Annotated in this window: 12 protein-coding genes and 1 pseudogene; 11 read left to right on the top strand and 2 right to left on the bottom strand. The window is 34.6% G+C overall.

Annotation, left to right across the window (positions count from 1 at the left end):
- From ACT8VG_RS02445 to ACT8VG_RS02395, 11 genes are all read left to right on the top strand, one after another.
- A partial coding sequence (locus tag ACT8VG_RS02445) for a V-type ATP synthase subunit I (protein WP_444195117.1) occupies positions 1-1,479 on the top strand: 1,479 nt, incomplete at its 5' end.
- A 14-nt stretch (positions 1,480-1,493) separates the two neighbouring features.
- Positions 1,494-1,928, top strand: coding sequence for an ATP synthase subunit C (locus ACT8VG_RS02440; protein ID WP_006506824.1), 435 nt, complete (start codon positions 1,494-1,496; stop codon positions 1,926-1,928).
- Between the two features lie 9 nt (positions 1,929-1,937).
- Entirely contained in the window at positions 1,938-2,246 is a 309-nt protein-coding gene (locus ACT8VG_RS02435; RefSeq protein WP_022425824.1) for a V-type ATP synthase subunit F, read from the top strand.
- A gap of 11 nt (positions 2,247-2,257) precedes the next feature.
- Positions 2,258-2,848 (top strand): V-type ATP synthase subunit E, encoded by a 591-nt coding sequence (locus ACT8VG_RS02430; protein WP_187012221.1) that lies wholly within the window; start codon positions 2,258-2,260, stop codon positions 2,846-2,848.
- A 19-nt stretch (positions 2,849-2,867) separates the two neighbouring features.
- Positions 2,868-4,619, top strand: coding sequence for a V-type ATP synthase subunit A (locus ACT8VG_RS02425; protein ID WP_022425826.1), 1,752 nt, complete (start codon positions 2,868-2,870; stop codon positions 4,617-4,619).
- Positions 4,620-4,630: 11 nt separating this feature from the next.
- Complete coding sequence (locus tag ACT8VG_RS02420) at positions 4,631-6,079, top strand: V-type ATP synthase subunit B (protein ID WP_022425827.1); 1,449 nt, start codon at positions 4,631-4,633, stop codon at positions 6,077-6,079.
- A complete protein-coding gene (locus ACT8VG_RS02415) occupies positions 6,072-6,707 on the top strand; it encodes a V-type ATP synthase subunit D (protein ID WP_117458656.1) in 636 nt (211 codons plus the stop codon). The genes ACT8VG_RS02420 and ACT8VG_RS02415 overlap by 8 nt, the downstream gene beginning before the upstream one ends.
- A 345-nt stretch (positions 6,708-7,052) precedes the next feature.
- Positions 7,053-7,667 (top strand): Panacea domain-containing protein, encoded by a 615-nt coding sequence (locus tag ACT8VG_RS02410; RefSeq protein ID WP_440252573.1) that lies wholly within the window; start codon positions 7,053-7,055, stop codon positions 7,665-7,667.
- Positions 7,668-8,150 carry a hypothetical protein gene (locus tag ACT8VG_RS02405; protein ID WP_440251324.1) on the top strand — a complete coding sequence of 161 codons (483 nt, stop codon included), beginning with the start codon at positions 7,668-7,670 and terminating at the stop codon, positions 8,148-8,150.
- Positions 8,151-8,250: 100 nt separating this feature from the next.
- On the top strand, positions 8,251-9,396 hold the full coding sequence (locus tag ACT8VG_RS02400; protein ID WP_444195116.1) for an MFS transporter: 1,146 nt from the start codon (positions 8,251-8,253) through the stop codon (positions 9,394-9,396).
- A 160-nt stretch (positions 9,397-9,556) separates the two neighbouring features.
- Positions 9,557-11,086 (top strand): NlpC/P60 family protein, encoded by a 1,530-nt coding sequence (locus tag ACT8VG_RS02395; protein WP_444195115.1) that lies wholly within the window; start codon positions 9,557-9,559, stop codon positions 11,084-11,086.
- 6 nt (positions 11,087-11,092) lie between these two features.
- Here ACT8VG_RS02395 and ACT8VG_RS02390 read toward each other — a convergent pair.
- A pseudogene (locus ACT8VG_RS02390) lies at positions 11,093-12,124 on the bottom strand (DUF6179 domain-containing protein); the annotation flags it as partial.
- 33 nt (positions 12,125-12,157) lie between these two features.
- Positions 12,158-12,499, bottom strand: a complete 342-nt coding sequence (locus ACT8VG_RS02385; RefSeq protein WP_187012228.1) for a hypothetical protein — start codon at positions 12,497-12,499, stop codon at positions 12,158-12,160.
- Positions 12,500-12,658 lie beyond the last annotated feature (159 nt).

Raw genomic sequence — 12,658 nt, 5'->3', positions numbered from 1 at the left:
ATTCAGGTTAGATTTGGTAAGTTACCTACAATGAATCTTGATAAGTTATCTTATTATGATTCACAGGAATTCTTATTTAAATCAATCTATCAGGATGCAAAGACATGTTATTGTTTCTATATAACATCTCCTTCTAATGCTCCTGAAATAGATAACATATTCTCTTCATTATTCTTTGAACGTATTCATATTCCTGAATTCCTTCATGGAACTCCAGGTGAATCATTAGAAATCATTGAAGAAGAGAATGCAACTGCAGAAGCCTCTATCAAGAAATATGATGGTAAATTAAAAGATTTATTCAGTAAAAAAGAAAAAGATTTATCAGTCATTTATGCTTCATGTCAGGAACTTAATAAGACAAGTGAAGCACAGAGATATGTCGTAGTATTTGGAAACAATGCTGCTATCTATGGTTTCTGTGATAAACATTATGCACACTCTTTAAAAGAAGAACTTGAACAGATGGACAAGGTGCATGTTGAAATCAAACCAGCAATGGGAGATTCAAGACTTTATCCACCTACAAAACTCAAGAACAACTGGTTCTCAAGACCATTCAAGATGTTCGTTGAAATGTATGGTGTTCCATCTTATACAGACTTTGACCCAACAAATTTCGTTGCGGTAACATATACATTCTTATTCGGTATGATGTTCGCCGATGTTGGTCAAGGTATCCTGCTTTCAATCATTGGTTTCCTTGCTTATAAATTAAAAGGCATGAAGCTTGGTGAAGTAGGTATGCGTATTGGTATTTCATCTGCAATATTCGGTGTAATCTTTGGCTCAGTATTTGGATCAGAAAAAATCCTCGTTCCATTCTTTGCACCAATGGCATCTGAAAATACTATGACGCTATTAGGTGTTGCAATTGGTGTAGGTGTATGTTTAATCATCATCTCAATCCTATTCAATATCTATTTAAACTTGAAGAAGAAACATTGGGGAGAATTATTATTCTCTCAAAATGGTGTCGCTGGTTTAGTATTCTATGTTGCAGTATTAGTACTTGCAATGAATATGTTATTAAACCTTGGCTTAAATATCCCAATGGGTATCTATGTCGCAATCTTTATCATTGCCCCACTTGTAATGATCTTCTTAAAAGAACCTCTTACTTACAAACTTGAAGGTAATAAGATGTTCCCACATGGATTTGGTAACTTCTTTACTGAATCATTCTTCGAAATGATCGAAGTATTGTTGACCTTTGTTGCCAACACAATGTCATTCCTACGTGTCGGCGGTTTCGTCTTATCACACGCTGGTATGATGCTAGTTGTTTACACATTAGCTGAAATGGTTGGTGGATTCGGTTATATTATCGTTCTAATTATTGGTAACGCATTTGTAATGTGTCTAGAAGGATTAATTGTCGGTATCCAGGTATTACGTCTTGAATTCTATGAATTATTCAGTCGTTACTATGAAGGTAATGGTAAACCATTTGTATCTATGAAAGAAAGTCTAGAATAACGGAGGAAGAAAAAATGACTACTATCTTAACATTCATTATCCCTGCATTAATTGTTGTATTATTATCTTTACCACTAGTAAATGTATTCAAAGGTAAAGTTACTGCTAAGAGCGCTAAAATGCGTCTTGGTACTCATATCTGTGGTTTCTTTGGTGCTGTAGCACTTGTATTATTCCTTACATATGCAAATAGCCCAGTATTAGCTGCTGGTGCTGACAAGATGACTGGTTCTATCGCTCAGGGTCTTGGTTTCATTGGTGCTGCTCTTGCAACTGGTTTATCTGCTCTTGGTGCTGGTATTGCCGTAGCTGCTGCTGCTCCTGCTGCAATTGGTGCATTCTCTGAAAATGCTGAAAACTTCGGTAAATCATTGATCTTCGTTGCCTTAGGTGAAGGTGTTGCCATCTATGGTCTATTAATCTCAATCTTAATTATCAACACACTATAGGAGATTACTATGAAGTTCTTTCTGATCAGTGATAATATCGATACCCTCACTGGTCTAAGACTCGTGGGTATTGAAGGCAAAGTTGTTCATACCCGTCATGATTTCTTAAGCTTACTTGAAAATAAGATGAGAGATCCTGAAATCGCAATTATCTTAGTGACTACTAAGTTAATTGAACTTTGTCCTGATATTATCTCAGAAATTAAATTAAAACAGCCAAAGCCTCTTATTACAGAGATTCCTGACCGTCATGGACACTCTAAGATTGGTGAAGCCATCGATGGTTATGTCTCTGAGGCAATAGGCGTTAAGCTATAGGAGAGTATACAATGGAAGAAAATCAAGAAGTATTTCTCTCAATGAAGAATGAGATTGAAAAACAGTCTCAAAGAGAAGTCGATGCAATCATGGCTGAAGTAAAGAAGATGGAAGAAGAAGCTTATTCTTCTATGCGTGCTGAAGCTAAGAAAGATGCAGATTTAAGACTTAAACAGGAATTAGATGAAATGCAGTCAGAATCAGCTGCAGAAATTTCTGAATCCCATGTTGAGAGACAGAAAAAGCTTATTAATAAACGTGATGAGTATGTGGCTACAATCTTCAAGAATGCGAGAGAAGAATTAGTTGCATTTACAAAAACACCTGAATACAAAGAATTCATGGTCAACAAGGCTAAGAAGCTTGCAGGTGATTATATGCCTCATTCAGTTATTTATGTAAAAGAAGAAGACTTAGGTCTTGCTGATGATTTAAAAGCTGCTTATGGTGATGCTGAAGTGAAAGTTGGAGATATCACTATTGGTGGTTTAATTGTTGAAAACACAGAAAGCTCTATTGTTCATAACGAAACATTAGAATTCGCATTAAAGAATCAGAAAGAATGGTTTAACCAGCATTCTGGTTTAATCATTAATAAATAAAAGAAGGGGGATAAACAAGTTGAAAGAAAATTTAATTTATTCAATCAACGGCCCGGTTGTTAAAGTAAAAGATACAGATGCCTTTTCAATGCTTGAAATGGTGTATGTAGGTAACAGTAAATTAATGGGTGAAGTTATCTCTATTACTAAAGAATTTACTACTATCCAGGTTTATGAAACAACTACAGGTCTTAAACCAGGTGAACCAGTATTCCCAACAGGTCAGCCTATTTCTGTAACACTTGGTCCTGGTATTTTAAGAAATATTTATGATGGTATCGAAAGACCACTAGAAGAAATCGCAAAAGAAAGTGGTGCTTTCATTCCTACAGGTAGTGCTGTAGAACCACTAGATACAAAGAAATTATGGGATGTTACGCTTACTGTTAAAGTAGGTGACCATGTTGAAGGTGGTACTGTATATGCCAAGATTCCTGAAACAGACATGATCGAACATAGATGTATGGTTATGCCAGGTATGTCAGGTACAGTTACTGAAGTAAAAGAAAATGGTCAGTATACAATCAATGATGTAGTTATGGTCTTCACTGATGATGAAGGTGTAGCTCATGAATGTACATTAACTCAGAAATGGCCAATCAAGACACCTCGTCCAGTTAACAAACGTTTACCTATCAGTATGCCACTAGTTACTGGTCAGCGTGTTATCGATACATTGTTCCCTATCGCTAAAGGTGGAACAGCTGCAATCCCAGGAGGATTCGGTACTGGTAAGACAATGACTCAGCATCAGCTTGCTAAATGGTGTGATGCCGATATTATCGTCTATGTAGGTTGTGGTGAACGTGGTAACGAAATGACTCAGGTTCTTGAAGAATTCCGTGAACTCGTTGACCCTAAGAGTGGTAAGCCATTAGTAGACAGAACTGTCCTCATTGCGAATACATCTAACATGCCAGTTGCTGCCCGTGAAGCATCTATTTATACAGGTGTAACACTTGCTGAATATTATCGTGACATGGGTTACCATGTTGCTATCATGGCTGACTCAACATCTCGTTGGGCTGAAGCCTTAAGAGAAATCTCTGGTCGTCTTGAAGAAATGCCAGCAGAAGAAGGTTTCCCAGCTTACTTACCTTCTAGATTGTCTCAGTTCTATGAAAGAGCTGGTTATATGGAGAACTTAAATAACACAAATGGTTCAGTTACAATCATCGGTGCCGTATCTCCACAGGGTTCTGACTTCTCAGAACCAGTTACTCAGAATACTAAACGTTTCGTACGTACATTCTGGGCTCTTGATAAAGCATTAGCTTATGCAAGACACTATTTCGCTATCAACTGGAACTTATCTTATTCAGAATATATTCCAGATCTTGAAAGATGGTATTCAAAGAATGTTGATCCTAAATTCATGAGAGATAGACAGGAATTAGCTTCTATTCTTGCAGAAGAAACTAAATTAATGGAAATCGTACAGTTAATGGGTTCTGACGTTTTACCAGATGATCAGAAACTTGTTATTGAAGTAGCCAGAGTAGTTCGTGTAGGTTACTTACAGCAGAACGCTTTCCATAAAGATGATACTTATGTACCACTTGAAAAACAGCTTAAGATGATGGAAGTAATCCTTTACTTAAATAACCGTTGTCAGCAGGTTGTTGCTCAGGGTAAACCTATTCGTACAATCATTGAAACAGGTATCTTCGATGAAGTTGTTAAGATGAAATATGATGTACCTAATAATGATTTAAGTAAATTTGATTACTATTATAAGAAGATTGATGCAATTTGTGCATCTATTGACTAAGGAGGGGTAACATGGCACTTCAATATGTAGGTTTAAGTGAAATTAATGGACCACTCGTCGTATTAGATCACGTTAAAGATGCATCTTATGATGAAATGGTTGAACTACAGTTAAAAGATGGTTCAACACGTTCTGGTCGTATTGTAGAAATTGAAGGTGAAAGAGTTGTTGTTCAGGTATTTGAAGGAACAAACGCTTTATCACTTGCGAATACTAAGACAAGACTATTAGGTCATCCAATGGAATTACCATTATCAATGGAAATGCTTGGCCGTGTCTTCTCTGGTGCAGGTAGACCAATTGATGGTCTAGGAGATATTTATGCTGAAAAGAGTGCTGATATCAACGGTCAGCCTCTTAACCCAGTTTCTCGTGTATATCCAAGAAACTATATCAACACAGGTATTTCTTCTATTGACTGTCTAATGACTCTAATCAGAGGTCAGAAGCTACCAATCTTCTCAGGTTCTGGTTTACCTCATAACCAGTTAGCTGTACAGATTGTAAAACAGGCTAAAATTGCCGATGAAGCAGGACAAGGCTTCGCTGTTGTCTTTGCTGCAATGGGTGTTACTAATGACGTAGCCAACTACTTCAGAAGATCATTCGAAGAAGCAGGGGTTATGCAGAGAGTAGTTATGTTCATGAACTTATCTAATGACCCAATCATCGAACGTATCTTAACACCTCGTTGTGCATTAACTGCTGCTGAATATTTAGCATTTGAACATGATATGCATGTTCTTGTAATCTATACCGATGTTACTTCTTATTGTGAAGCATTACGTGAATTCTCTTCAAGTAAAGGTGAAATCCCAGGTCGTAAAGGTTATCCAGGTTATCTTTATTCTGACCTTGCTTCATTATATGAAAGAGCTGGTATTGCAAAGGGTGCTAAAGGTTCTGTTACACAGATTCCAATCCTTACAATGCCTAACAACGATATTACACACCCAGTTCCTGACTTAACTGGTTACATCACAGAAGGACAGATTACTCTTGATCCTGAATTAAATGCGACTGGTATTTATCCACCAGTTGGTGTTCTTCCATCACTTTCAAGACTTATGAAGGATGGTATCGGTGAAGGCTTTACAAGAGCTGACCACCAGGATGTTGCCAACCAGTTATTTGCATGTTATGCCCATGTACAGGATGTTAAATCATTAACATCAGTTATCGGTGAAGATGAATTATCAGAAGCTGATAAGAAATATATGGAATTTGGTCGTCTTTTCGAGCAGCACTTCCTTAATCAGGGATTCGATACAAATAGATCTATCGAAGAAACCCTAGACCTTGGATGGTTACTATTATCAGTTCTTCCAAAGAATACATTGGACCGTATTGATAATGCTGTTGTAGATAAATTCTATGATCATGAAAAAGCAGTCAAAGAATTTAATTTACACGAAGATGTAGTCATCAAAGAATTGAAAGACGCTGTAACTAATGGCTAATCAGGTTGTCCCTACTAAAGGGAATTTGATGGCAACCAAGAAGTCTCTTGAACTTGCTAGACTTGGTTACGACCTGCTCGATAAGAAAAGAAATGTCTTAATTAAAGAAATGATGTCATTACTTGATGATGTAAAAGAAATCCGTGATGACATCACTGATTCTTATGATCGTGCTTATGCAGCATTACGTGAAGCTAATGAATCTTTAGGTATTATTTCTGATGTAGTAGAAGGTGTACCTATTGATGATGGTATTAGTGTTAAGTATCGTTCAGTTATGGGTGTAGAATTACCTAAGATTGAATATGAGAAAACACCATTAAGAGTTGGTTATGGTTTTGAACGTGCGAACTCTAAGGTAGACTATGCTTATATCTGTTTCTATCATGTAAAAGAAATGACAGTAAAGCTTGCAGAAGTAGAAAACTCTGTATATCGTCTAGCGAATAATATTCGTAAGACACAAAAGCGTGCTAACGCATTACAGAATATCTCTATCCCTCGTTTTGAAGCCACTGTAAAGATGATTACAGAAGCCTTGGATGAAAAGGACAGAGAAGAATTCTCAAGACAGAAAGTTATTAAAGCACAAAAGAATAGACAAGAAGCTGCAAAAAGAAAGGCATAACTGGTACCTCGTGTACCAGTTTTTTTATGCATTAATACCTATGTGAATCCTTTTTTCGTAAGTTGTGAAAATACTTTTAGCCATAGGCATTTCGTTTTATTTAGTTTGACCTTGTTATTCATGCTTATAAAATTTATCGTAGAGAATATATAAAAATACTATGTCGATGAACTTAGACTGTCTTCTATGCTTATCAAGACCATATCTGATGGGGAAGTCAGAATTATCCTAAGGAATAGGAACAAAATAATCTGATAAATGATTGAGAAATCTATATAATGAATAAGAAAATAACCACTTTGTGCAGTATAAAAAAGTAGAACATAAAGTGAGGTGTATGAAATTATGAGATTTGTGAAGAAAGTGAAAAACATGATATCAAGTTGGTTGAATCGTTTGTTGTACAAAGCTATAATGAGTTTGAAAATTATGGATCATTTAAATTTTCAAATGGGGGGATGCAGCATGACAGCAAAGATAGCAATTGTGGATAAACCAATAAAAGCTGATATTACTGATGTAGCAGATTGGTTTTTGTTAAAAGGAAATATGTCAAACAAAAAGATTCAGAAGCTTTGTTATTATGCTGAAGCATGGAGCTTGACTCTTTTAGATCAGGATATAGCTAATCATTCTGAGTTCGAAGCATGGGTACATGGTCCAGTAAATCGTACTTTATATCAAACTTTTAAAGGCTATGGCTGGCATGAATTAAAAATTACTAATCGTGAAGAAGTCATGGCTAGAATGAAAAAATTATTTACGCCAGAGCAGATTGAAGTCTTAGAAGCGGTTTGGGATACTTATGGAGAGTATGGAGCTGATCAACTAGAAGCTTTAACACATACAGAGCGCCCATGGTTAGAACAAAGAGTAGGCTTAGGAAAATTTGAAAGTAGCCATAGCATTATTTCTTCTACTACTATGAAGGAATACTATAAGTCTATTGAAGTGAACTAAATGAGTAAAAAAAAGTTAACTGATATTAGCAAAATTAAAGATGAAAAGGTTGTTTTGATAAACCAATCGGCTAATCTAAAGAATCATCCGGAAATTAATTTTAAGTATTTGTGGAAATGTAATGTATGTTGTTTTAATGGTCTGAGTAAGTATAATAGCAAACACAAGGAAGAAAAAGTGTTTGATCAATTACAGAAATTTTTGTTTGAAGTGGATCAATGTTCTAGTTTAGAGGAAGTTATTACGCAATATACTTCTTCAAAAGGAAGTAAAGTGGATTTATCGAATGATTTTGTAAAAAGGATTAAAGATAAGTTTGAAAAAGCATATCCACAAGAAAAAGCATTATTGGAATCTGATATAATTCATATGCATTTAAGAAGAAATGGAAAAGAGAAGTTTGTCTTATTTGGGGTTGACTGTGGCAGTGTATTCTATGTGCTAGCATTTGATCCAGGACATGATTTTGATAAACGAGCCTAACTCATTGAGTTAGGCTTTTTCACAATTCCCTTACATTATATGAAAAATTGAAGATTTTTTGTTATATATAGTTATAATGTAACTCATTGGAGGGGACAACATGAAAAAGAACAGCTATTTGTATCATGCTGGTACATCATTTTTCTTTTATTTCGCATTTGCATGTTACAATGCAATGCTTGCTTTATATTTAAGTGATATTCACTTTAATGCACAGCAAATATCACTTATTACTTCATCAGCACCACTATTCTCAATTTTTGCTCAGCCTTATCTAGGAACATTGGCAGACCGCTTCCGTTCACCTAGAAAGGTATCTTTAGTGGCATTATTTATTACAGTAGTAATGAATGTTATCTTTATGTTCTCACATCAGTTAATTATTTTATTAATTACTAGTGCAACTATTCTTGCCTTATTCAATGCAGTGACACCATTAACGGACAGAATTGGTGTTTCTTCACCTTATGACTTTGGTAAGATCAGATTATGGGGTTCTGTTGGTTATGCCATTAGTGCTCAGTTATGTGGTTTAGTTTATGATGTGATTGCACCTATTTCTATCTTTGTTATTTTCCTCTTTGGTACAATAACAGTTCTTATCTGTATCCTAAGAGTCAATGATCCAGAAGAAGTGCAGACTGAAACAAAAGTAGAATATAGCTCAAAAGAAGCCTATAAGAGCCTCTTTAAGAATAAACAGTACATTATATTCCTATTAATCTCTTTCTTCTTCTGGGGCGCTTGTACAGCTAATTTCACATATATCTCAGTATTTATTAAATCAGTAGGTGGAACAGCATCCATGGTAGGTACATACCAGTTATTTGCGACATTATTTGAAGTACCTGCAATACTTGCAACTGACTTTATTATTAAGAAGTTCTCGTATAAACATATCATGCTCTTTGCATGTGCCATGTCTATAGTCAACTTTGTCTGGTATGCAACATTACCTAATCCAAATTTAATTGTAGCAGTATTTGTATTCAAAGGCTTATCTACTATTCTCTTTACTATGATTACAGTAAGATTAATCATGGAAATTGTAGAAGACAAGTATGTCTCTACAGCTTTTGGCTTACAAGCAACAGTAGGTAGAGGAATTGGTGCTGCAGTCGTACAGTTAATTGGTGGAAAAATGATTGATAGCTTTTCTACAATGACACCATTCTATTTGTTTTTATCCTTATTAATTGTAACCGCTTTAGTATTATCCTTAACATTTAAAGAAAAACGTGCTTAACACCATAATTCTTACAACATTATTAAATAATTCTTAATCAAAAAAGAGTTGATATATTCGGCTCTTTTTTATATTTCTTAAAAATTTCTTAAGAAAGTTCTTTATTTTTTTTCCCAGAGTGATATAATAGTCATTGTCGAAAAGAAAGGGAGTGGATTACATGGATAAGAAAACTAAAGAAGTTGTAGATTTCATGGTAGACCGTATTAAAACTCAGAAGACAATGTTTATTCCAGTAGTCGCTATTTCAGCATTTGCATTAGTAGGTTATGCAGCAGCTGATAGAACAGCGCCTATTGTTCATTCAAATAAGCTTGAAGTACCATTCGGTACAGAATTAAAAGCAAGTGATTTCACTGTATCAGATAATAGAGATACAGTAAGTGTTATTAAAACTGAAATTGATGATACTTCTTATCAGAAGGATCAGATTGGAACTTATAAAGTTAATGTTACTGTAAAGGATGCATTCAACAATGAAACAACTAAAGAAGTTGAAGTTAAAGTTGTTGATACAGAAGCACCAGCATTAGAATCAGTAAATAATGATGGTTATGTAATCAATGTTGAAGCAAACGGCAACAATGATTTAAAACAGTACATCAAAGCAGCTGATAATGTAGATGGTGATGTTTCTGATTTCATTACTTTCGATCGTGGCTTAGATACATCTGTTTTAGGTGAACAGGTAATCCATGCAACTGTTGAAGATAACGCAGGTAATAAAGCAGAAAAAGACTTTACATTCAATGTTGGTGATACAATTGCGCCAGAAATGAATTTAAAGAATGGTAATATCACTGTTAACTATGGTGATGGTTTCGATATTAACAACTATGTTGATATTAAGGATAACTATGATGTAAACCCTACAGTTACTGTAGAAGGTAATGTAGATACTAGAAATATGACTGATGCACAGCCAATCAAGGTAACTGCAACAGATGGTTCTGGAAACCAGACTTCAAATGATTATGAAGTAAGAGTAGCAGATATGGCTGGACCAGCAATTACATTAAAGAGCGATAATGTAGATGTGAAGTATGGTACTTCATTTGATCCTAAATCAAACTTAGCATCAGCTATCGATAACTTAGATGGTGATGTAACAGGTAAAGTAGAAATTACTGGAACTGTTAATACAAACAAAGCTGGCGCTTATCGTGTTTATTACAGAGTTACTGATAATGCTGGTAACAAGTCTGAAACAAGTGCAAAGATCAATGTATCTGCTGCACCAGTAGTACAAGTAAAAACTAACAACAAGAACAACAAGAGCAACAAAGGCGGAAGCTATAACTTTGGTGGTCTTGGCGGAGGCGCTGCACAGGGTGGTATCGTTGGAACTGCACATTCAAGACTTGGCTGTGCATATCGTATGGGTGCTTCTGGACCAACAGTATTTGACTGTTCAGGATTCACTTCTTGGGTATATAGTCAGAATGGTAAATCATTACCTAGAACTGCAGCAGCTCAGTATAGTGGAACTTCAAGAGTATCTAAGGATGGCTTAACAGCTGGTGACTTAGTATTCTTCGCTGGAACTTATAAATCAGGTATCTCTCATGTAGGTATCTATATTGGTGGCGGACAGTTCATCCATGCTGCAAACTCTAAGACAGGTGTAGTTGTTTCTTCATTAAATAGTGGATATTATTCTGCACATTATGCAGGAGCAGGTAGAAGATAAGAAGGTTCAAAAAGAACCTTCTTTTTTTATGTATTGTGGATAAGTGTTGAGAACTTCTGTTGTGATATAGTGAGATAGTATTTCTTGATATGTGATAGATGTATCTAATTCGCTAATGATATCTGCGATAGATGTTGAATGCAGAAATGTGTCAAGTTCAGGAATAATGAGTTTTAGGATAGAAACAATTTCTATTGCGGTTAAAGAGCTCATAAAGGCTGTGTATTCTTCATTTATTAGAATATCCTGTTCTAAGAAATCTATTAGATCGTAGATACTTAATTGTTTTAATAATGTGATATCTCTGGAATATTCAAATTGATTGAGAATCTCATAGAAATCAGCACCTTCGTGACTAAAAGTTATTTGATAACTATCTTGTGGATAAATAATAGGAATCTTGTTGAAGGATGCAATAATGTTTTCTTTAAATAAATCAATCGTAGGATAATGGAAAAAACTTATAATAGAATTTATTTCTTTAACTTCTTTTTTGTTATGAATAATTAAACCAGGTGAATTATAAATAGATATATGTGTTATGCATTGATGAACCACTAGTTCAAAGAAGTTAATCTGTAAGTCATATACAGATGTCTTAATAGTCTTTTCATAGTCTTCAATAAATGTTTCTAAATCATCAAATAGACTGCAGAAATGATTCTCTTCACTGAGTCTCTTTAAATAGTAAAGTACAAGATCAGTTCCTCTTAAATGATACATATCATGATAAAGAGGAATACCATCAATAAGAGGATAATCCAAATCTACGGAAATATCACAATAATGAAATAATGCATCTTTTCCTGTAACAGATTGAATAAAGAAAGGAATCTGTTTCTTCAAAACATTCAGATACTTTTCATTATTGATGGGAAGTAATTGAATACTCTTATAAATTCTTTGTATTTCTTTGATATCTGATTGTATAGATTGAATACCTTCGTCGAATGTTTCTCCATGTTCTAAAATATAATCTATAGTATCTAGAATATGCTTGAAGTCTTCTAAAGAAATAGAAGTACTTTGGTTATGGTTATAATGAAAACAAGTTCTTTGACTAGAGAAGGATCATAATTCTTCTCTGTATCTAATAGTCTCAATTCGATAGGTTCCACCTTCTTTCAATAATATTTCTATCACACGATTGATAGATTGATAGTGATAAAGTGCATTTCTGATATCTTCATCACTAGATGTAATATCTATTCTGCTTCTGATGATATAAAACATTGTGATAATATGCTTCAAATGAGAAATAGAAGAATAACCAAGAAAAGGTTCAGTGATAAAAACAGCTTTGTCGGAATCAGTTTCTATCCAATGCAGATCTCTACATACTTTGATCAAATGATTGGTAAGAATCATTTTCTCTTTTTTATTAAGTTTGCGATGTTCAATAATTTGATTCATAGGCACCTCCTGCTATTCTTAATATCATATATTCTAAAAAAGAACAAGAATTGAAAAAATAGCGAAAATATGGTAATATAAGGGCAGAAAAAAAGTCATACACGTTTTGATATGATGACCTCCCAGTAGACAGTGCAAATAATTAAAAGCACTGTTTGC

This window comes from Catenibacterium sp. (assembly GCF_052354645.1).
In the GTDB taxonomy this organism is placed as follows: Bacteria; Bacillota_I; Bacilli_A; order Erysipelotrichales; family Coprobacillaceae; genus Catenibacterium; species Catenibacterium mitsuoka_A.
Note: the sequence above shows the minus strand (reverse complement) of the source record. Positions and strands in the feature narration are given on the sequence as shown.